General features: G+C 56.2%; 11 protein-coding genes and 1 pseudogene. 10 read left to right on the top strand and 2 right to left on the bottom strand.

Features of this window, described 5'->3' with window-relative positions; genetic code table 11:
* Positions 1-9: 9 nt before the first annotated feature.
* The 7 genes and pseudogenes from OK409_RS07110 to OK409_RS07080 all read left to right on the top strand — a co-directional run bounded on the left by OK409_RS07110 (position 10) and on the right by OK409_RS07080 (position 15,050).
* Positions 10-10,515, top strand: coding sequence for a hemagglutinin repeat-containing protein (locus OK409_RS07110; RefSeq protein WP_264366924.1), 10,506 nt, complete (start codon positions 10-12; stop codon positions 10,513-10,515).
* Positions 10,502-11,056 carry a hypothetical protein gene (locus tag OK409_RS07105; RefSeq protein ID WP_031594688.1) on the top strand — a complete coding sequence of 185 codons (555 nt, stop codon included), beginning with the start codon at positions 10,502-10,504 and terminating at the stop codon, positions 11,054-11,056. Before OK409_RS07110 ends, OK409_RS07105 begins: the two co-directional genes overlap by 14 nt.
* Positions 11,057-11,233: 177 nt before the next feature.
* Positions 11,234-11,589, top strand: a pseudogene (locus OK409_RS07100) (hemagglutinin repeat-containing protein); the annotation flags it as partial.
* Between the two features lie 583 nt (positions 11,590-12,172).
* Complete coding sequence (locus OK409_RS07095) at positions 12,173-12,736, top strand: Ail/Lom family outer membrane beta-barrel protein (RefSeq protein ID WP_022625856.1); 564 nt, start codon at positions 12,173-12,175, stop codon at positions 12,734-12,736.
* A 214-nt stretch (positions 12,737-12,950) separates the two neighbouring features.
* Positions 12,951-13,445 carry a DUF2569 domain-containing protein gene (locus tag OK409_RS07090; RefSeq protein ID WP_264366922.1) on the top strand — a complete coding sequence of 165 codons (495 nt, stop codon included), beginning with the start codon at positions 12,951-12,953 and terminating at the stop codon, positions 13,443-13,445.
* A 117-nt stretch (positions 13,446-13,562) separates the two neighbouring features.
* A complete protein-coding gene (locus OK409_RS07085; RefSeq protein ID WP_052270915.1) occupies positions 13,563-14,102 on the top strand; it encodes a hypothetical protein in 540 nt (179 codons plus the stop codon).
* Positions 14,103-14,507: 405 nt separating this feature from the next.
* Complete coding sequence (locus OK409_RS07080) at positions 14,508-15,050, top strand: glycine zipper 2TM domain-containing protein (protein WP_003849847.1); 543 nt, start codon at positions 14,508-14,510, stop codon at positions 15,048-15,050.
* Positions 15,051-15,194: 144 nt separating this feature from the next.
* Here OK409_RS07080 and mfd read toward each other — a convergent pair whose 3' ends face one another.
* Complete coding sequence (gene mfd / locus OK409_RS07075; protein ID WP_061901565.1) at positions 15,195-18,638, bottom strand: transcription-repair coupling factor; 3,444 nt, start codon at positions 18,636-18,638, stop codon at positions 15,195-15,197.
* 228 nt (positions 18,639-18,866) lie between these two features.
* Positions 18,867-19,076, bottom strand: coding sequence for a hypothetical protein (locus OK409_RS07070; RefSeq protein WP_003849845.1), 210 nt, complete (start codon positions 19,074-19,076; stop codon positions 18,867-18,869).
* Between the two features lie 248 nt (positions 19,077-19,324).
* On the opposite strand from OK409_RS07070, the gene lolC reads away from it, so the two are divergent.
* Genes lolC through lolE form a run of 3 tightly spaced genes read left to right on the top strand, consistent with a single transcriptional unit; the run spans position 19,325 to position 22,465 of the window.
* Complete coding sequence (gene lolC, locus OK409_RS07065; protein ID WP_010246284.1) at positions 19,325-20,524, top strand: lipoprotein-releasing ABC transporter permease subunit LolC; 1,200 nt, start codon at positions 19,325-19,327, stop codon at positions 20,522-20,524.
* On the top strand, positions 20,517-21,221 hold the full coding sequence (gene lolD, locus OK409_RS07060; protein WP_010246282.1) for a lipoprotein-releasing ABC transporter ATP-binding protein LolD: 705 nt from the start codon (positions 20,517-20,519) through the stop codon (positions 21,219-21,221). The genes lolC and lolD overlap by 8 nt, the downstream gene beginning before the upstream one ends.
* Entirely contained in the window at positions 21,221-22,465 is a 1,245-nt protein-coding gene (gene lolE / locus OK409_RS07055) for a lipoprotein-releasing ABC transporter permease subunit LolE (protein WP_264366921.1), read from the top strand. The genes lolD and lolE overlap by 1 nt, the downstream gene beginning before the upstream one ends.
* Positions 22,466-22,513: the final 48 nt, after the last annotated feature.

The raw sequence follows: 22,513 nt of genomic DNA, 5'->3' as shown, positions 1-22,513 counted from the left end.
GTGCGCATTATGAATAAACTCTGCTATCGCCTTATCTTCAACCGGGTTCGCGGCATGTTAATGGTGGTGTCTGACATCACCCGTAGCGGCTATTCACGTGTTGCCCGAAGCCCGAAGCGCACCTCATATGCAGAGGCGAGGGTGCGGATCTCACCGCTCAGCTTTGCACTCTGGCTGGCAGCGGGCGTGGTCAGTCTGCCGGTGCAGGCCAACATTGTGGCAGACAACAGCGCGCCGGGCAGCCAGCAGCCTACCGTCATGGCCACCGCAAATGGTCTGCCGCAAATCAACATTCAGACGCCCAATAGCCAGGGTGTTTCCCGCAATCAGTACAGCCAGCTCGACGTTGACGCGCGCGGCGCAATCCTGAACAACAGCCATCAGAACACGGCTACTCAACTGGGTGGCATGGTGGCGGCTAACCCGTGGCTGTCAAAGCAGGAAGCCACGGTTATCCTCAACGAAGTCAACAGCCTTAATCCCAGCCAGCTTAACGGGTTTATCGAAGTAGCCGGTAAGCGGGCTGCGGTAGTTATTGCTAACCCGTCAGGCATTACCTGTAACGGTTGCGGATTTATCAACGCCAGCCGCAATACGCTGACTACCGGACAGGCGCTGATTGAAAATGGCCAGCTCAAAGGCTTCGATGTTAATGGCGGCCGAATCAATATCGAAGGTCAGGGACTGAATGACAGTGATGCTGACTACACCCAGATCATTGCGCAGTCGGTAGCGGTGAACGCTAAAGTTCATGCCCGCGAACTCAATGTGGTCACAGGCAGGAACCAGGTTGCGACCAAAGGTAACGTCACTACGGTGAAAGCGGATAATGGGACGACACGGCCTGAGTTTGCGCTCGACGTCGCAGCTATTGGCGGCATGTATGCCCATAAAATCACCCTGACCGGCACTGAAAAGGGCGTTGGCGTGCGTAATGCCGGTGAACTGGGTGCCAGCGCCGGTGAGCTGCATCTGACAGTGGATGGCAGACTGGAGAACAGCGGCACGCTGCAAAGTCAGGCCTCGCTGCAGATCGCCAGCACTGGCGACCAGGAGAATCGCGGCAACATCGTGTCACAGCAGGATGTCACGCTGGCCTCCAGCGGCACGCTGCGCAACAGCGGGCTGGTGAGCGCAGGCCGTAACGCGACACTCTCCGCCAGCACCATTGAGAGCACCGCTGAAAGTACGCTGGCGGCAGGCGTTGGCGGCAATGAGACGCTGAGCCAGCCCGGTAATTTGCTGCTGACCAGCCAGGGTGAGCTTAAGGCGCGGGGTAAAAACCTGGCGCACGACCAGATTCAGGCGCGGGGCAGCCGGGTCGATCTCGCCGGGAGCCAGACCTCAGCAGATGCCATCGCGCTGACCTCTACGCAGGCGGATATCAGCACCCAGGGCGCCACGGTGGCGGGCCGTACACTCGGGATTCAGGCTGCGACGGCACTTAACAATGATGACGGCAAACTGTCGGCGGGCAGCCTCGCTGTCGCGGCACAAAACATCAGTAACAATCGTGGCCTGCTGCGCCAGCAAAACCGCGAAGCCCTGACGATCTCCACGGGGTCGTTGCTCAACAATCAGGGCACGCTGAGCAATGAAGGCGATACCCGGCTGCAGGCGCAGCATATTGAAAACCGCAGCGGGCTCATCGCAGGTAACGGTGACTTACTGCAGCTGGATACGCCATGGCTGGATAATCAGGGCGGCACCGTGCAGCTGGCGGGTAATAACAGCGCGCTGAACCTTAATGCGACCCGGCTGGAGGGCAATCAGGGCAATCTGCTGTCAGCGGGTGCGTTAACGCTCAGCGGCGACAGGCTCGATCTCTCACAGGCACACACCCAGGCAGAGGCGCTGACGCTGACGGCGGGCACGCTGGATCACCGTCAGGGTCTGCTGTCGCAGCGTGGCGCTGGCGAGATGGCGATCGCGGTTTCGGGTGACACAGACAACCGCGATGGGCGGATTGAGAGCGGCGGTAATCTGCATTTTGCCTCAGGTAGCCTGGATAACAGCGGTGGCACGCTGCTGGCTGCGGGCAGCGGCGATCTGCAACTGGATGTTCAGGAGACCCTGACGAACGCGCAGGGTGCGCTGCAGGCCAGTCGCAATCTGCAACTCACCAGCGCAAGCCTGAATAATCAGCAGGGCCTGATTGCTTCAACTGGCGGTGACGCTACGCTGAAGACCCGCGAGGCTATTGATAACACCCAGGGTCGCATCGAAGCGGGTCAGCAGGTCACTTTGCGCAGTCAGGCGCTGGATAATCAGCGTGGAACCCTGCTTGGCCACGGCGTGACCATCGACACGCAGCAGGGTGAACTGAACAATACTGGAGGCAACCTGGTCGCCCGTACCGATCTCAGCATTTCCAGCGGGACAACGGACAATCACAGCGGTCTGATCCAGTCAGGTGGCGATCTGACACTTGATACCCACGGACAGGCGCTGATTAACCGTGACAGCGGTAAAGCAGGGATAATCAGCGGTGGCGCACTTGCCCTTAACAGTGGCGACCTGGATAACCAGAACGGCGTCATCGCCGCTGCCTCGGCGGCCAGCATCAGCAGCGGCCTGCTGACCAACATCGACGGCACACTGATGTCTGATGGGGCGCTGACGCTGAAGACCGGCGCGCTCGACAATCAGCGAGGCTTATTACAATCGGGTCAGGCGCTCTCACTGGATACGCACGGCGCGCAGCTGAACAACAGCGCCAGCGGCGATCGCGGCGGCATTGTGGCGCGCGGCGATCTGCAACTCTCAACCGGAAAGTTAGCGGGCGATCACGGCGTCATTCAGGGACAAAACCTGGTGATCGATACGCAGGGCCAGGCCGCTGATTTCAGGTCTGCTCTGCTCAGCGCCAGCGGCGAACTATTGCTGAGCAGTGGCGCGCTGGATAACAGCGGCGGGCGACTGCAGTCCGGCGGTGATATGCAGCTTAATACACACGGAGAGGCGCTGAATAATGCGGCATCAGGCGGCGTTATTGCGGGGGCTAATCTGCATATCAGCAGTGGTGATCTTGATAACAGCACGGGCTCGCTGGTCTCGGCGGGCGCTATGCGGCTCACCAGCGGTGGACTGAACAACGTCGATGGGATTATTAATGCCGATCATGGATTAACGCTGGAAAGCAGCAGCGTGGATAACCAGCGCGGCCTGCTTCAGTCGGGTGAGGCGCTGTCCGTCAACACCCGGGGCGGCGAACTGAATAACCGCGACAGTGGCGAACGCGGTGGCATTGTTGCAGGCGGCGATCTGCTGCTCTCCAGCGGCCAGATTGATGGCCGTAGCGGGGTGATGCTGGGACAGAATATTCGCATCGATACTCATCAGCAGACCTTCGACCACCAACAGGGTCAACTGGGTGCTAAAGGCATCCTGCAACTGGATAGCGGACTCCTCAACAACCGGGCAGGCAGGATTGAGTCGGGTGGCGATCTGCAACTGGACACCCACGGCAACAGCCTGATCAACCGTGACAGCGGAGCCGCAGGCGGCCTGTTCAGTGCGGGCATGCTGAAGCTCTACAGCGGCGCATTGGATAATCTGCGCGGCTTCATCACCGGTTATAGCGGCGCGCAGGTTGTGACGGGCGATATCAACAACCAGTCCGGCACGCTGACGGGTGGCAAAGGGCGGCTCGATCTCACCAGCGGGGAGCTGCAAAACCAGGGTGGCCTGTTACAGGCTGGCAGCGACATGACGCTGGACACCCAGGGGCACGCCCTGATCAATCGCGACAGTGGTGACCAGCGCGGTATCGTTGCCCTCAACAGTCTGGATCTGCGCAGCGGGGCAATTGATAACCAGACGGGTTTCATTGCCGCCGGACAGCAGGCATCACTCAGCGCCAGTGAACTGAACAACAGCCAGGGGCAGGTCGCAGGCAATGGCGGGCTGACTTTCAACGGTCAGGCGCTGAACAACAGTGACGGTAAACTGCAGTCGGCGGGGGGTATCACCCTCACCACGGCAGGTCAGACGCTGACTAACCAGCGCGGACTTATTGCCGGTGCCGGTAACCTCAATATTGAAAGTGGCGCGCTGGATAACCAGCAGGGACAGATCCAGGGTGGCACCGATCTGACGCTCAATGCGGGACAAAATGCGCTGCTTAATCAGGCGGGCAAACTCCTTTCGGCAGGCACGCTATCGCTGACGGCGGGTCAGTTGGTCAACAATGACGGCCTGGTGCAAAGCGTCGGCAACGGCACCCTGTCGCTGAGCCAGCAGCTGGATAACCGTAGCGGGATGATTCAGGGCGGCCAGCAGATGACGATCACCACGCCATCGCTGATCAACCGCGATACACGACAGAGCGGTAAAGGCATTGAAGCGGGCAGTTTAACCATCGAAACCGGCACGCTGGACAACAGCCAGGGCGCTCTGCGCGCAAAACAGAGGCTGGCGCTTACCGTGCAACAGGCACTGGATAACGTCAGCGGGCTGATCTCGTCAGCGGATACGCTGACTATTCAGGACTCAGCCCAGGGGCAGGCGCTCGCCATCAACAATCAGCAGGGCACGCTGATTGCTGATAAAGAGGCGCAGATCAACGCAGCTTCCCTGAGTGGCGACGGACAGGTGTTGTCGCAGGGGAATCTTGGCATCACGCTGGCAGGTGATTTCCATAACCTCTCAGAGGTCAAAGCTAACGGCACGCTGCGCCTGACGGCGGGCGGAAACGTGACCAACGATGGCACCCTCGCTGCTCAGCAGGCGCTATTCCTTACCGCGCAAAATATCAGTAATCAGGCAAATGGCGAGATCAGCGGCGGGCAGACCGAAATTACTGCAGCCGACACCCTGAACAATCGCGGTCTGATTGACGGCGGACTGACACACCTGGTTGCGGGCGTCCTGAATAACAACGGCACCGGCCGTATCTATGGCGATCACATTGCCATTGCGGCTACGCTGCTCAACAACCTCAGTGAAGCGGGCAAAGCAGCGGTGATTGCGGCGCGGCAGCGACTGGATATTGCGGCTGGCACGCTGAACAACCGCGACCATGCGCTGATCTACAGTGATGGCGATCTGCACATTGGCGGCCAGCTGGATGCGAATAATCAGGCCACCGGACAGGGGCAGCAGCTCAACAATGACGGGGCAACAATTGAGGCCGGGCAGGATGCCACGATCAGCATGGCGGAAATCAACAATACCAACCGCCACCTGACCACGCAGGTCGTTACGACCGAAGATAGCCAGCATCACGACGCGGTGCTAAAAGGCCACACCGATCGTTTTGACTGGGCCGACGTGGATACCAGCAAAAAAAACAAATATGGCGTGCACACGGCAAAAATGCCGGATGGCACCAGCGGCAGCGAGTTTTATGAGTATGACTACCGGCGGATAGTGAAAGAAACCCAGATTCAGGAGAGCGATCCGGGCAAGATTCTGTCGGGCGGTAACATGACCTTTAGCGCCGGCCGTCTTAACAACCACGACAGCCAGATTGTCGCGGGGGCTGTGCTGGGCGGTCAGATAGGCGAGCTGAATAATCAGGCGACAAAAGGAACACGCGTTACCACGGACGACGGGAAATCGGTTCGCTGGTACGCGAAAAAGAAGAAAAAGAAACTGGGTGGAACCAAAACGTCGCAGGGCAAAGATAAGAAAAACTACCGCCCGGCGCCCGTGACGGAAACCATCGATCTGCAGACGCTGAGCTGGCAGGCGAATGCAGCGCCGCAGGGAAATGGCTATCAGACCGGCAACCGCCAGCAGCAGGGCGTCACAGCGCAGGCTGACCGCATCGGCACACCTGCTCTCCAGCAGGCGGTTGCGGCGGTTGTGCTGAGTGCCACGGATAGCGGCAGTGCGTTACTGCCAGCCGGATTACGCTATGACAGTGCGCTGACGCTGGACAAGCTCGGCAGCCTCAAAGACCGGCCACTGCTGTTACCTGCGGGGCAACAATTCTCGCTGACACTGCCAGCAACGGTCGTCGATGGACAGACGATTACGCCGCTGATCCGCGCCGTCTCACCTGATATCCGGCTGCCGGATAACAGCCTGTACCAGCTGCAACCTGGCAGTGACAGCCATTACCTGGTCGAGACCGATCCGCGCTTTGTTAATCAGAAGCAGTGGCTCAGCAGCGACTATATGCAGAACGCGCTGACCACCGACAGCAGCCGGATCCTGAAGCGGCTGGGCGATGGTTATTACGAGCAGCGTCTGGTGCGCGATCAGATTATTCAGCTGACCGGCAACCGCTATATCAGCGGGTATGGCAGTGATGAAGATCAGTATCGCGGACTGATGAATAATGGGGTAGCCTTCGGCAAAGCCTACGACCTGGAACTCGGTGTGGCGCTGACCCCGGCGCAGATGGCGCTGCTCACCAGCGATATCGTCTGGCTGGTGAATCAGACCGTGACGCTGCCGGATGGCACACAGCAGACCGTGCTGGTACCGCAGGTTTATGCGAAGGTGAAAGAGGGTGACTTAACCGGCGACGGCGCGTTGATCGGGGGCGGTAGCGTGGCGTTGAATGCCCGCAACGACATCACTAATAGCGGGACCATTAAGGGCCGCGACGTGACGCAGCTGACGGCGCAGTCGCTGACCAACAGCGGCTACATCAGCGGCAACACGATCAATCTCACCGCCCGTCAGGATATCACTAACCTGGGCGGCGTCATCAGCGGTGATAAGCAGGTGTCGCTGCTGGCCGGACGGGATATTACCAGCCAGTCAACGCTGCGCGGCGACGGTACCGACCGCTGGATAGATCGTCCGGCCGGTATCTACGTGCAGGGCACCGACGGTGCGCTGACGCTGAGCGCGCTGAACAACATCACCATGGCCGCCAGCGATATCGGCAACGCCGGAGAGAAGAGCACCACGAAGATTCAGGCGGGCAATGACCTGACGCTCGGCACCCTCAGCACGCAGCACACTGAAAATGACAGCTGGAACAGCAGCAACTACCGTCGCCTGTCACAGCAGAGCGATGCCGGGTCACGCATCACCGCCGGCGGCGCGCTGCAGCTGAGTGCCGGACAGGATATCCGCGCTACGGCAGCGGACGTCACGGCGGGCGGGGCACTGACCGCCAGTGCCGGACGCGACATCGTGCTCAGCGCGGGCAACAGCCGCACCGATCTCACCGAACACAGCAGGCAGTCAAGCAAAGGGCTGCTGTCGGGCAGCAGTCTGGAGACCCACGACGAACTGCACAGCAGCGAGGCGCTCAGTACCACGCTGAGCGGCGACAGCGTCCGGCTTCAGGCGGGCCGCGACATTGCCGTGACCGGCAGCAACGTCGCCGGTACGCAGGATGTGGCGCTGACCGCGGGCCGCGATCTCAGCATCACGACCGCCACAGAAACGCGTGATGAAGTGCATCAGCGTGAGGAGAAAAAATCGGGCCTGATGGGCACTGGCGGCATCGGTTTCACCGTGGGTCAGGCGATGCAGAAGAGCAGCACCGACGCCAGCGGCGCACTCAGCCGCGGCAGCACGGTGGGGAGCAGCGACGGAAGCGTCACCCTCAGTGCCGGTAACCAGCTTAACGTGCACGGCAGCGACGTGATCGCCGGTAAAGATCTCTCCCTGAGCGGCAGCGACGTGACCCTCAGTGCGGCCGAAAACAGCCACACCGCACTGACGAAAACCGAGCAGAAGCAGAGCGGGCTGACGCTGGCGCTGTCCGGCACCGTGGGTGCGGCGCTGAACACGGCAGTGCAGACCGCCCGCACCGCCGATGAGAGCGGCGATGACCGGCTGAAGGCGTTGCAGGGCACCAAAGCGGCGCTGACGGCGGCCCAGGCCGCGCAGGCTTACCAGATGGACGGCGCGCAGACCGACGCGGCGAACGCCAGAAACACCGCCGCAGGCCTGAAGCCGGGCGACAAAGGTTATGAAGAAGGCTCCACCAACTCGATCGGCATCAGTCTTTCTTACGGCAGCCAGTCGTCGAAAAGCGAGACCCGCACCGAAAGCCGTGAAGCGCAGGGCAGTACGCTGGGTGCGGGCGGTAACCTGGCCATCACCGCCACCGGCGCACAGCCGGGCAGCGCGGGCGACATCCTCGTGCAGGGCAGCCAGCTTCAGGCGGGCGGCGACCTCGGGCTGACGGCGAAAAACGACATCAGCCTGCTTTCAGCGCAGAACAGCGAGCGCACCGACAGCACTAACAGCAGCAAGGGCGGCAGCCTGGGTATCGGCCTGACCGCCGGGTCGGGCGGCTACGGCATCAGCGTTTCAGCCAGCGTCAACGCGGGCAAAGGCCGCGAGAACGGCAACGGGCTGACCCATACCGAGACTACGCTCACGGCGGGCAACGGGCTAAGCCTGAACGCCGGGCGCGACACCACGCTGACCGGCGCACAGGTGCGCGGGGACAGCGTGAAGGTCGATACCGGCCGCAACCTGACGCTGACCTCAGAGCAGGACAGCGACCGCTACGACAGCAGGCAGCAGAACGCCAGCGCGGGCGGCAGCTTCACCTTCGGCTCGATGACCGGCTCCGCAAGCGTCAACCTCAGCCAGGACAAGATGCACAGCAACTGGCAGAGCGTGGCCGAGCAGACCGGCATCTTTGCCGGGAACGGCGGCTTTGACGTGACGGCGGGTGAGCACACCCAGCTGAACGGCGCGGTCATCAGTTCCACCGCGACCGCCGATAAGAACCGTCTTGACACCGGCACGCTGGGCTTCAGCAACATAGAGAACCACGCGGACTATAAAACCGAGCATCAGAGCGTGGGCATGAGCACCGGCGGCAGCATCGGCAGCCAGTTCGAAGGCAACATGGCGAACGGTCTGCTGGCGGGGCTGAACGGCAGCGGCAGCGCCTCGTCGGTGACGAAGGCGGCGGTGAGCGACGGCACCCTCATTATCCGGGATAAGGCGAAGCAGACGCAGGACGTGGCGGACCTGAGCCGCGACGCGGCGGGTGCGAATCCGGGGCTGGATAAAATCTTCGATAAGGAGAAAGAGCAGCGGCGGATGGAGACGGCGCAGCTGCTGGCGGAAATCGGCAGCCAGGCGGGCGACATTGCGCGGACGCAGGGCGAGATTGCGGCGACCAGAGCGGCCACGGAAAAGATGGAGAACATCTCGCCGGACCAGAAGAGGGACGCCGAAGCGCAGTGGCGCAAAGCGAACCCGGGTCAGGAGCCGACCGCGGCCGACATCACCGGACAGGTCTATCAGACGCTGTACAACCGGGAGATGCTGGCCGGCGGAATGGGAACCGGCGGTTCGGTGCAGCAGGGTATCAGCGCGGCGACGGCGGCGCTACAGGGCCTGGCGGGGGGCAACATTGCCCAGGCGGTGAGCGGGGCGGCCGCACCTTATCTGGCGGAGCAGATACACAAGCTGACGACCACGAAAGGCCCGGAGGGCAAAGAGGTGGTGAACGTTCAGGCAAACCTGATTGCGCACGCGGTGGTGGGCGCGGTGACGTCATACGCGTCGGGTAATCCTGCACTTGCGGGTGCTTCTGGCGCGGCGATGGGCGAGTACATCGCGCAGCAGATGTATCCGGGGGTCAAGCGCGAAGACCTGAGTGAGGAGCAGCGGCAGACCATCAGCGCGCTGGGGACGCTGGCGGCGGGCCTTGCGGGCGGCGTGGCCGGAGACAGCACGGGCGGTGCGGTGGCGGGCGCGCAGGCGGGTAAAAATGCGGTTGAGAATAATGCGCTGCATGCACCAGATGAAAAGAAGCGTCAGGATGCGAAGTGGTCGTTACCGTATCTGGAAGGAGAAAAGAAACAGCAGGCAGAACAGTTAATCAGTGACCTGGATGCGAAAGATAAGGCATTCGATGTAGCGTTAGACTCAGCCTGTAAAGGACTGTCTTCAGCAGCCTGCCAGGGTATGAGGCAGGAACTGGCGGCAATGGGTAAAAGTTATAGCGAACAGCTTGATGGTCAGTACATCGGCAATATGGGAAGTGTCTATAAGGAAGGTAAAGGCCAGGTCGATGCGCTGATATGGCAGTATGCTACGGCGGATGCGAAAGCAGAGCGTGACGCTAACGTCAACCGCATTGCTGAAAACTGGGGTGTGAGTAAAGAAACCGCGGACGGCCTTTATACCACAATGGCTGGTGTTCATACTGCTGCAGCGATTGGTGGTGCTCTGTGGGGATTGAAAGGTCCAGGCACCGTAACTGTTTATCGTGTAGAGGGAACACCAAATACACGTGTTATGATAGGAGACAACGGACAGGTTAGTATTACTGGCAATACAACGCTATATTTGAATTTTGGTGACAAAGCCAGGGCACTAGAGTTTTTCGAAAAACGTGGCTCTCAGAATATGGATGGTGCAGCGATAAAAACGTTTGAGGTACCCCACTCTGTTCTGGATGATTTAAGAAACACTGCTGTGAAAGAAAGCGTGGCTCGATTGCCAGAAAATAAAGGGAAGCCTGTTATTGCAGATCCAACTAAAGCTAAGGATCAATATGGTATAAGGCCAGAAAAGCTGGAAGAATTAAAAGACAAGATTATTCAGGGGACAGGAAGAAATGCAAGTAAGTGATGAAAGGTTGCGTCAAATATTACTGGAGAGAAATAGGTTGCAAAACCCACCTCAGTCTACAGAAAAAGCTACTGGAGTTGGAATCGCCCGTTTCATCGTGTCATGCAATGATGTGTCTAAAGTATTAGGTTTAGCAAAAAATGTAATGATTATTATAAATAATTATTCCTCGCAAAACTGGCCTTCTCTTGAAGAATGGTCAGGTCTTCTTCCATCCCAGTTTGTTGATGGCTTTCTGCCAGATCAGACTGAAGAAGAAAAAGAAAAGTGGAATGAAAGCTGGAGAAGGTTATCTTATGGGCAAAAGTTGATTGAAGCTTCCACCGATAATGAATGGACATTAGCATCATGGTTATCCTGGCTTGAGCCTGATGGGCGAGAGTGGTTTTGGTGGAATGCAGTGTTGTTTGACGCACCTTTAAGTAATAGCCACTTCATAATTGAGGTGACAACGCTTGACTTCTCTTTTATGTCTGGCGCTTTGAAGTGGTTATTTAAGGCCTGTGGAGCTTTAGATGTTATTTCAGAAGATGATTTATAACTTTTAATTTATGTCAAGATTGCGTTTTTTCATAAATAGTTTCTCATGATATACATTTACCTGTAATTTATTGATATTATTTAATCTCGTTGATGCAATAGATGAGAGTTTTTTAGAATTCCTCCGGGTGGCAAAGGTGCTCCCTGTTGCTGCCTTACAAAGACTTGTTACTTAGTTAACAGCGACTGCTACAACAGGAAGCCGCAGAACGCCAGCGCGGGCGGCAACTTCACCTTCGGCTTGATGACCGGGTCGGCGAACGTGAGCCTCAGTCAGGATAAAATGCACAGCAACTGGCAGAAAGTGGTCCAGCAGACCAGCATTTTTGCCAGAAAGGGCGACTTTGACGTAACGGCGGGCGGGGACACCCAACTCAACGGCGCGGTCATCAGTTCCACCGCCACCGCCGATAAAAACCGTTTCGACACCGGCACGCTGGGCTTCAGCAACATTGAGAATCACGCGGACTACAAACCGAGCACCAGAGCGTGGGCATGAGCACCGGCAGCAGCATTGGCAGTCAGATTGAGGGGGCACTCCTTTTGGGAAAATACAGGTGTTATCTTTCCAAATATTTTCATTGTATTCAGGAGAGGTTAAATAGAACTGTAACTTAGTCTTTTAATGGGTTGTGGATATACAGGTCAGTTAATAATCTGCGTTAATGGATTGTATAACGCAGTGTGGTTTTCTGGATGTATGTGCCGAAATGGTTTTCAGGGATTTTTGCTTTTTTATGGCAACTCGGTCTTGATACCTATAATTCTTTTTGGTCTAATAGTGCCATTAAGAATTGATTGATAACTAACCGCCAGGATGAATCCTGTGGTTAAATTCTTTACTTAACCTAAATTAAATGGCCGAAGTGCCATTTAATAAGGCTGGCGTTTAAGTTTCACATTGACTCAGGCCAGCCTGTTTTAAAAAATCCGGGTATGAATAGATGCTCTTCGACCGATCTGAACATCAGGCGCGGAGCGCTACATGAAATTCCTGTCCGATACAGACGGATTGATAAAAACTCTATCCTGTCCGTCGGGTATTGGTGATTCAGGGAGCGAAGTCCTGCATTAAGCGCAGGGAAATAATGTTAAATTATGAAAAGGAATTAATTACATGACCTCTAAAATGACAATGCTGGCATTACTGTGTGGCGGTCTGCTCGTGGGCAGCAATGCGCTGGCTGATAATCACACCGTCTCGGTTGGATATGCACAAAGCAAAGTTGAAGACTTTAAAAATATTCGTGGCGTCAACGTTCAGTATCGTTATGAATGGGAGTCTCCTCTCAGTGTGATTGGCTCATTCAGCTACATGAAAGGCGATGAAAGTTTTTCTGAGCGAGAAGATATTTATAGCGATGTTAGCGGATATGATGGAAAAACCAAAGTGAAATATTACTCACTGATGGCAGGTCCTGCATATCGCATCAATGACTACATCAGCTTCTATGGATTAATTGGTGTTGCCCATACCAAAGTGGATGAGAACGTGACTTTTCCCGGAGTCTACTCCGAAGAATATAGCGAAAATAAAACCTCTTTTGCCTATGGCGCTGGCGTTGTCGTGAATCCTATCAGCAATCTCTCTGTGAGTGTTGGCTATGAAGGTACTCGCGTAAAATATAACGAAGATGTTGCCATCAATGGTTTTAACATCGGCATCGGATACCGTTTCTGATTCAACGCTAAAAACCGCAACCCTGGTCATCTGGTCAGGGTTGTTTTTTTGCACTCTGGAAAGGACCGTTTTTTATAAAGGTCGAATCAGGCAGTTCTTCGATACATTTAAAATAGTACCTGATCCTGTCTGACCAAAGACGTCGATGTTCTGAATTAACCGGTTTGAATTTTGTTAAAACAAAGAAAAACAATTACAGCTTCAGGGGGCGAGAATGTTATGCATTAAATGTCAGGAAGCAGAAGAGAATAAAGAATCAGGATTTTGTGATAATTGTGAAAAAAAAGAAGAGGGCAGGATTAATGGCTTATTATATCTGCCAGCTTTAGGCTTGATTATTGGTTTTTTTACGGTGCTGTATAATGATTTTTGTATTGTTTCGTTGATTGCCAACACTTATCAGAAACAAGGTGTGGTTAATAGTTTTAGTATTTTATTATTAGCGCTGTCCATTATTAATGCTCCCGTAACAGTGCTGGCTTGCTGGTTCTTCTTTAGGAAGAAAGTAAAAACCAGATACGTGATGATAACGTACTATTTATACGGTCTTATCTTTGCGAGTTTTTGCACGCTTTATCCTGCTTTGGTTTTTCACGTAAACATTACGCAGCCTGCTATCAATATGCTGGCTCGGGCCTTAATCAGTTGTCTGATATGGGTACCATATTTTATTTTTTCCAGCAGGATTAATAAAGTCTTTGTGCATTAATACGGTCAATATTTTTTGTCACAAAATAAACGATGGGTAACGCAACACCCGCCTCGTTATAGTACCAATAAAATAACCAGTTCCAGTCTGTGTCAGTTAAATTAAGGATAATAAAGAATGGCTGCAAAAATTTTAATCACCGGATTGATAGCACTATTATTGAGCGGTTGCACGGCAGGTTTCAGACCTTCACTGGATGATTATAAAGGGCAGGATGCGGCCCGAATCCGGGTGGGTTCAGAGGGCAATACGGCACTTCAGTTCTATGAAAAACAGAGTTCAGGTTGCTATAAAAAAATGCTGGAACGCCGTATCACTTCTGGTTTCGCCATTCTGGGCATCCCCGTTACAGGTAATAAACGGATAGGTATGCCAGCGTCGTCTGAAAACAAGGGTGCTTTCATCAATGAATTTACCCTGAAGCCAGGACAAATGATTCGTGTCATTCACTACTGGACACAGGCTGGATACCATCAGAACACTCAAAAATCGGCCACTGTTGAATTTATTCCTCAGGCTAACCATGACTACGATATTGTAGTCAGAGGGTCCGAATATTCAGGCGATAGCGTTTCCATCAAAGACCTTACCCCCAATGGCACCATTGTGGGCTGGGGCGAGATAAAGGTATGCCCATCCGAGAGCATTTTTGATTAGTTTCCTTTTTCTTCATTCCTGAAGCCTGAGTGCTTCAGGAATGAATGTTCCCGATAACGGTACATAAAGACGATACTTTTGGGTGACGATGGAAAGGCCGTTGCCATAACGGGCAGTCAGGCTTTGCTTAAAGCATATAAAATTATATGCCTTTGATTTAATTGGTTTAATTTCCTTAGCGAAAAAGCATCATTAATAACGTTCCCCACCTCAGAACTCTCCTAAAAACTGGTCCTGATAGCAAAGTGACCAATTTCCTCCATTTATCTGATGTTGCATTTTCGGTCCATCTGTAAAACTTCATCTCAACAAACACGGCGCGTCGCGCACGCCGGTTATACCTCAGTTAACGAGGATGCTTTAGCAGCAGGATTGCGCGGTAACACTTTTCAGGAGGAACTTCCTGTGAATAAATCAATGTTAGCGGGTATCGGTATTGGTGTGGCAGCAGCACTGGGTGTCGCAGCCGTAGCAGGCATGAACGTGTTTGATCGCGGTCCTCAATATGCTCAGGTACTGTCTGCAACGCCAATCAAAGAGAGCATTAAACAGCCTCGTCAGGAGTGCCGTAATGTCACTCTGACTCACCGTCGGGCCGTGCAGGATGAAAACCGTCTTGCCGGGTCTGTATTAGGTGCAGTGGCAGGTGGAGTGCTGGGTCACCAGTTTGGTGGCGGTCGCGGCAGAGATGTGGCGACAGTAGCAGGTGCGGTAGCGGGGGGTTATGCCGGTAATCAGGTCCAGGGCGGACTGCAGGATCGGGATACCTACACCACAACCGAACAGCGCTGCAAAACAGTTTACGACAAACAAGAGAAAAAACTGGGATATGACGTGACCTATAAAATAGGCGATCAGCAGGGTAAAATCCGTATGGAAAATGACCCCGGCACGCGTATTCCACTGGATCGCAATGGTCAGCTGGTTCTCAACGGCGATCAGGCGTAATTGGGCAAAGCTTTGCCGCTCACGCGGCCACACAGCACAACGTAATACAGCAGTAATGAAAAAGGCGCATCTCAGGATGCGCCTTTTTTTGCGGCAAACTAACCGGCGCTTTACCGGTTAGCTCAGCAACGCACGGGCAGGGTTTTACGCCTGCCGTTGAGCCAGTTGCGAAACGAATCCCTGCACCCACTCAAGCCGCACCTTTCTTTCCGACAGCTCACGGGTAAACCGCAGTCGTGTCGGCCCGTCCAGCTTCCACTGCTGAGGCTCTTTCTGCAGCAGGCCTATCAGCCATGCCGGATCCACGTTGTTCTTCGGCGCAAAATCGAAATAACCACCTTTGTCGCTGGCTTCGATCTTACGCAGACCGACAGCGCGGGCTTTCAGCCGGATAATCGCCACATCCAGCAGGTTACGCGCCGGATCGGGCAGCAGGCCAAAGCGATCGATCATCTCAACCTTCAGCTCCTGCAACTCCTCTTCAGCCTCCGCGCTGGCGATGCGCTTATAGAGTGAAAGACGGGTACTGACATCCGGGATAAAGGTCTCGGGCAGCAGGGCGGGCATCCGCAGCTCCACCTCGGTCTGGTTGCTGGTGAGATCTTCCAGTGACGGCTCGCGACCCGCTTTCAGCGCCTCGACCGCATTCTCCAGCAGCTCCATATAAAGCGTGAAGCCCAGCGTCTCCATCTGTCCGCTCTGCTCATCACCCAGCAGTTCGCCGGCACCGCGAATCTCCAGGTCATGCGTTGCCAGGGCAAAACCGGCTCCCAGATCTTCCAGTGAAGCGATCGCCTCCAGCCGCTTATGCGCATCGGCGGTCATCGACTTCGGATGCGGCGTTAACAGCCAGGCATAAGCCTGATGATGCGAACGCCCGACGCGACCACGCAGCTGATGCAACTGCGCCAGGCCAAAGTGATCGGCTCGCTCAATGATGATGGTATTGGCGGTCGGAATGTCGATACCGGTTTCGATAATGGTGGTACAGACCAGTACGTTGAAACGCTGATGGTGGAAATCGTTCATCACCCGTTCCAGATCACGCTCACGCATCTGACCATGGCCAATCGCGACACGCGCTTCCGGCACCAGTTCGCTGAGACGCTGCGCCGCTTTCTCGATATTTTCAACGTCATTGTAGAGATAGTAGACCTGTCCGCCACGCAGAACCTCACGCAGGATTGCTTCGCGGATAACCAGATCGTCAAATTCACGGACAAAAGTTTTCACCGCTAAACGGCGGGCAGGCGGCGTGGCGATGATCGAGAGATCGCGCATGCCGCTCATGGCCATATTCAGGGTGCGAGGGATTGGCGTTGCGGTCAGAGTCAGAATGTCCACATCGGCGCGCATCGCCTTGATGCGCTCTTTGTGACGCACCCCGAAACGGTGCTCTTCATCGACAATCAGCAGACCGAGATCGTGCCATTTGAGATCGCTCATCAGCAGCTTATGGGTGCCGATTAAGATGTCGATCTTGCCATCGCTGGCCTGTTCCAGCACCTGCGTCTGCTCTTTGGCAGTACGGAAACGGGAAAGCATCTCAATGCGAACCGGCCAGTTGGCGAAGCGATCGCGGAAGTTGTCGTAATGCTGCTGTGCCAGCAGGGTGGTCGGCACCAGCACGGCCACCTGTTTATGGTTCTCAATCGCCAGAAACGCCGCGCGCATGGCTACTTCGGTTTTACCGAAACCAACGTCGCCGCACACCAGACGGTCCATCGCCAGCGGCTCGCACATATCACTCAGCACCGCGTTGATCGCCTGCGCCTGGTCCGGGGTGGTTTCAAACGGGAAGCTTTCGCAGAACAGCTGATACTGCTCGCGATTATGCTTAAAGGCAAAGCCGGTTTTGGCGGCGCGCTGAGCATAGATATCCAGCAGTTCAGCTGCCACATCACGCACTTTCTCAGCCGCTTTCTGCCGTGCACGTGACCAGGCATCGCTGCCCAGTTTGTGCAGTGGTGCATTATCGTCGGCACCGCCTGCGTAGCGGCTGATCAGGTGCAGCGATGAAACCGGCACATAAAGTTTGGCGTCGTTGGCGTAAGAGAGCATCAGATATTCCGCCTCAATGCCGCCGGCTTCCAGCGTGGTGAGGCCAATATAACGACCCACACCGTGTTCCAGATGCACCACCGGCTGGCCGGGATGCAGCTCCGCCAGGTTACGGATCAGAATGTCCGGATTGATAGTGCGACGGGTATCCTGACGGCGACGGCTGACGCGTTCGCCCAGCAAATCGCTTTCGCAAATCAGCGCCCGGTTGCCCTGGGTATCAATAAAACCGCGCTCGCTGGCGCCGATCATCAGTCGGAAACGCTCTTCGCCGGTCTCATCGAAGCGGTGCACCGGCTGAGGACGCAGTTTAATCCGGGCCAGCAGATCCTGCAGGCTCTCACGGCGGCCTTCACTTTCGACCGAGAAGACCACGGTGCCGCTGAAGGTTTCAATAAACTGACGCAGATGATCCAGCGGCGCTTTTGCCTGCGCCTGAACGGTCAGATCAGGCAGCGGAGTATAACCGAGGTTGGTATTCGCGGCTTTGGCGGGCAGCACCTCATTGGTCATCTGGATGCGCGGCCAGGCTTTCAGCTCTCCCATTAATGCATCCGGACGCAGCCACAGGGTGACCGGCTCCAGCAGTGGACGCATCGGATCAACGCGGCGATTTTCATAGCGCGCCTCGGCATCCTGCCAGAAGCGGCTGGCGCTGCCTTCAAGATCGCCGCAGTTCACAATCAGGGTATTGTCGGGCAGATAGCTGAACAGGCTGGGTAACGGCTGCTCAAAAAACAGCGGCTGCCAGTATTCGATGCCCGCTGGCAACGTGCCTTTGCTGACCTGCTGATAGACATGCTCCGACTCACGGCGCACATCAAACGTTTCACGCCAGCGGCTGCGGAACAGCTCAATGGCGGCTTTGTCGCTGGGAAACTCATGCGCAGGCAACAGGTTAATTTCGGGGACCGCTTCCAGCGTGCGCTGACTGTCGACGTCGAACAGGCGCAGGCTGTCGATCTCATCATCGAAAAAGTCGATGCGGTAGGGCTGATCGCTGCCCATCGGGAACAGATCGAGCAGGGCGCCGCGCGTGGCGTATTCACCGTGCTCCATCACCTGATCGACATGGCGATAACCGGCCTGCTCAAGCTGGTCGCGCAGCCGGTCGCGAGACAGTTTTTGTCCCTGCTTCATCACCAGCGCATGGCCGTGCAGGAAACTGTGCGGGCAGACGCGCTGCATCAGGGTGTTGACCGGCATGATCAGCATACCGCGCTGCATCACCGGCAGCTGGTAGAGGGTCGACAGGCGGGCGGAGATAATATCCTGATGCGGCGAAAAGCTGTCGTAGGGCAGCGTTTCCCAGTCGGCAAGGTGCGCCACCGGCAGATCGGTAAACTGGCGGATTTCATCCAGCAGACGCAGAGCGGTTTGGGTGTCGGGTGTAATCATTAACACCGGACCAGCATGTCGTTCGGTAATGCTGGCACACTCCACCGCGTGCGCCGCGCCTATGAGCTGGCCGAGCTGACGGTGATCGCCGGATTTAACGGGCAGGGTATAACGAGTCTGTTCGGGCATGGGATCTCGGGGTTGCTCCATTTTTCCAGGACGTAATCATTCCATATTATGTCAGGGGGATCACCTCTGCGGCACAATTTTCCTGCCGCGCCGCGCTGAACCAGGGGATCGGTCAGCCATTACCGGGCGTCAGCGGTAATCGTGCGGATAAAGAGAGGATAGACGGAGTCTGGCAAGGGATCAGAAAAAACCGCCGTCGCCATGCAGCGACGGGGTTAAGCGGGCATTTTATTTTATGGATTGCTGTGTGTAATGCATGCGTGGGCGGTCGATATTCGCCCAGGATAACTCCTGCTCAGGATGATAGCTGAGGTTACCGTCGTCCCACTTAACGTAGTAGCCGGCTGGTGCGTTTCCCTGCTCAAAGACGTTGATGATTTCGCCTCTGATCTCCCCGGATTTATGTTTAACGATGCTGCCTTTGGGAAATTTCAACATGGTCGCTACCTCATACTGCCCGGCAATAAATCACCCGTGATCATGGTACTGATTGTAGTCTACCCCCCTGGGCGCTGAATAATCAGCCAATAAGCGGCGGCTTTATCGGCTATTCCGCTGCTTTGGCGCGCAAAGTGACGCATCCGGATGCAACTTTGCTGCCGACTCAGAGGGTTAGAGGTTTCATAAAGCCAGCCGCTCCTTTATCATCCCACTACCTATTTTCAGGCAACGGCTTACTGGATTCCATGTATCAACCTGTCGCGCTATTTATCGGTCTGCGTTATATGCGCGGACGAGCATCGGATCGCTTCGGTCGCTTTGTCTCCTGGCTCTCAACGATTGGCATTACGCTCGGCGTGCTGGCGATGGTCACCGTGTTATCGGTGATGAACGGTTTTGAGCGTGAACTCGAAGGCAATATTCTTGGCCTGATGCCTCAGGCGCTGATCACCAGCGACAAAGGCAGTCTCAATCCACAACAGCAACCCGCCACTTCGCTGAATCTGCAGGGTGTCAGCCGTATTGCGCCGCTGACCACCGCCAATGTGGTGCTGCAAAGCCCGCACAGCGTCTCCGTTGGCGTGATGCTGGGCATTGAGCCGGCTGAAAAAGATCCGCTTACCCCTTTCCTGGTCAATACCCGGCAGAGCGTGCTGCAGGCCGGGCAGTATAATGTCATCCTTGGCGAACAGCTGGCATCCCAGCTTGGCGTAAAACGTGGCGATCAACTGCGTCTGATGGTGCCGTCGGTCAGCCAGTTCACCCCGATGGGACGCGTGCCAAGTCAGCGTCTGTTTACCGTAGCGGGCACCTATGCCGCTAACAGCGAAGTCGATGGTTATCAGATTCTGGTCAATCTTCAGGATGCGTCGCGCGTGATGCGCTATCCGGCCGGTAATATTACCGGCTGGCGACTGTGGCTGGATAAACCGCTGTCGGTCGACAGTCTGAGTCAGCAGACACTGCCTGCGGGCCTGGTCTGGAAAGACTGGCGTGAGCGCAAAGGCGATCTCTTCCAGGCGGTGCGTATGGAGAAGAACATGATGGGCCTGCTGCTGAGCCTGATCATCGCCGTGGCTGCCTTTAACATCATCACTTCGTTAGGCCTGCTGATCATGGAGAAGCAGGGCGAAGTTGCGATCCTGCAAACCCAGGGCCTGACGCGCCGGCAAATAGTGGCGGTGTTTATGGTGCAGGGTGCCAGCGCCGGTATTATCGGCACGCTGCTCGGCACGCTGCTCGGTGTCTTGCTGGCCAGCCAGCTCAACAACTTAATGCCGGTGATTGGCCTGTTCCTTGATGGTGCCGCATTGCCGGTTGATATTAATGTGTGGCAGGTGGTCACCATCGCCCTCAGCGCCATGATTGTGGCGCTGTTGTCTACGCTCTATCCTTCGTGGCGCGCTGCCGCCGTTCAACCTGCTGAGGCTTTACGTTATGAGTAACACTCCTTTGTTGCAGTGCCGCGACCTGTGCAAACGCTATCAGGAAGGCAGCGTGCAGACCGATGTGCTGCGCAATGTGGCTTTCAGCCTCCAGCCCGGTGAACTGACAGCGATTGTCGGCAGCTCCGGTTCCGGTAAAAGTACGCTGCTGCATCTGCTCGGCGGCCTGGATGCACCGACATCGGGCGACGTGGTGTTTGATGGCCAGTCACTGAATGCCATGTCCTCGTCGGCCAAAGCAGAGCTGCGTAACCGCGAGCTGGGCTTTATCTATCAGTTCCACCATCTGCTGCCGGACTTCAGCGCGCTGGAGAACGTGGCGATGCCGCTGCTGATTGGCAAAACGGCTAAAACGGAAGCACAGGATCGCGCCCGTGAGATGCTGGCCGCGGTCGGGCTGGACCATCGCGCCGCGCACCGGCCTTCAGAACTGTCAGGCGGCGAACGCCAGCGCGTGGCGATTGCCCGGGCGCTGGTTAACCGCCCACGGCTGGTGATGGCGGATGAGCCAACCGGTAACCTCGATGCACGCAACGCCGACGCCATTTTTGAATTACTGGGCGAACTGAACGTGCGTCAGGGCACCGCGTTTCTGGTGGTGACTCACGATCTGATGCTGGCAAAACGCATGACGCGTCAGATGGAGATGCGTGATGGTCAGTTAAGCGATCAGCTCACCATGGCAGGAGCGGTGTAATGGGTTCGTCGTTATCCCTGTTGCTGGGCCTGCGCTTTAGCCGTGGCCGCCGTCGTGGCGGCATGGTGTCGCTGATTTCGGTGATCTCCACCATCGGTATTGCGCTGGGCGTGGCGGTGCTGATTATCGGTCTGAGCGCCATGAATGGTTTTGAGCGTGAGCTGAACAACCGCATTCTGGCGGTGGTGCCGCACGGCGAGATCGAGGCGGTCAATCAGCCGTTCCAGCACTGGCAGTCGATGATTGCCCCGATTGAAAAGGTGCCCGGCATTGCGGCGGCGGCGCCTTATGTGAACTTCACCGGCCTGATTGAGAGCGGCGCCCGGCTGGAAGCGCTGCAGGTAAAGGGCGTTGATCCGGCACAGGAGCCGCGCCTCAGCTCCCTGCCACAGTTTGTGGCAGATAACGGCTGGTCCTCTTTTGCCGCCGGTAAGCAGCAGATCATTCTGGGCGGCGGCATTGCTAAATCGCTGAACGTGAAGCAGGGCGACTGGATCACCATCATGATCCCCAACAACGATGGTGATAACAAACTGCTTCAGCCTAAACGTATCCGGCTTCAGGTCAGCGGTATTCTGCAACTGAGCGGCATGCTCGATCACAGCCTGGCGCTGGTGCCTCTCGCCGATGCGCAGCACTATCTGGAGATGGGTGACAGCGTGTCCGGCATCGCCCTGAAGATGACCGACCCGTTCCAGGCGGTCAAACTGGTGCGGGATGCCGGTGAAGCGACCCGTTCCTACGTCTACATCAAGAGCTGGATTGGCACCTACGGCTATATGTACCGCGACATTCAGATGATCCGCGCCATCATGTATCTGGCGATGGTGCTGGTGATTGGCGTCGCCTGCTTTAACATTGTCTCAACGCTGGTGATGGCGGTGAAGGATAAGAGCAGTGACATTGCGGTGCTCCGTACCCTCGGTGCTAAAGACCGGCTGATCCGCGCCATCTTCATCTGGTACGGTTTGCTGGCAGGCCTGCTGGGCAGCGTCAGCGGCGTGATCGCGGGCGTGCTGGTGGCGCTGAATCTGACCTCACTGGTGCGCGGGCTGGAGTCGGTTACCGGTCATCATCTGCTGGCGGGTGATATCTACTTCATTGATTTCCTGCCGTCGGAACTGCACTGGATTGATGTGTTCTCAGTATTGATTACCGCGATTCTGCTGAGCCTGCTGGCGAGCTGGTATCCCGCCAGACGCGCCAGCCGCATTGACCCGGCTCGGGTATTAAGCGGTCAGTGAAAAAATGCGGCGCGAATCCTTTCGCGCCGCATCTGTTTAAGACCTTTG

The sequence above is a fragment of the Pantoea sp. RG18 genome (genome assembly GCF_025910075.1).
In the GTDB taxonomy this organism is placed as follows: Bacteria; Pseudomonadota; Gammaproteobacteria; order Enterobacterales; family Enterobacteriaceae; genus Pantoea; species Pantoea agglomerans.
This window is presented reverse-complemented; position numbering and strand designations above follow the sequence as displayed.

Excerpts from the sequence above, each read along its gene's own strand:
- OK409_RS07070 (WP_003849845.1), bottom strand. The coding sequence starts at position 19,076 with ATGTTGAAATTTCCCAAAGGCAGCATCGTTAAACATAAATCCGGGGAG.
- OK409_RS07105 (WP_031594688.1), top strand. The coding sequence starts at position 10,502 with ATGCAAGTAAGTGATGAAAGGTTGCGTCAAATATTACTGGAGAGAAAT.
- OK409_RS07095 (WP_022625856.1), top strand. The coding sequence starts at position 12,173 with ATGACCTCTAAAATGACAATGCTGGCATTACTGTGTGGCGGTCTGCTC.
- mfd (WP_061901565.1), bottom strand. The coding sequence starts at position 18,638 with ATGCCCGAACAGACTCGTTATACCCTGCCCGTTAAATCCGGCGATCAC.
- OK409_RS07085 (WP_052270915.1), top strand. The coding sequence starts at position 13,563 with ATGGCTGCAAAAATTTTAATCACCGGATTGATAGCACTATTATTGAGC.
- OK409_RS07110 (WP_264366924.1), top strand. The coding sequence starts at position 10 with ATGAATAAACTCTGCTATCGCCTTATCTTCAACCGGGTTCGCGGCATG.
- lolE (WP_264366921.1), top strand. The coding sequence starts at position 21,221 with ATGGGTTCGTCGTTATCCCTGTTGCTGGGCCTGCGCTTTAGCCGTGGC.
- lolC (WP_010246284.1), top strand. The coding sequence starts at position 19,325 with ATGTATCAACCTGTCGCGCTATTTATCGGTCTGCGTTATATGCGCGGA.
- OK409_RS07090 (WP_264366922.1), top strand. The coding sequence starts at position 12,951 with ATGTTATGCATTAAATGTCAGGAAGCAGAAGAGAATAAAGAATCAGGA.
- lolD (WP_010246282.1), top strand. The coding sequence starts at position 20,517 with ATGAGTAACACTCCTTTGTTGCAGTGCCGCGACCTGTGCAAACGCTAT.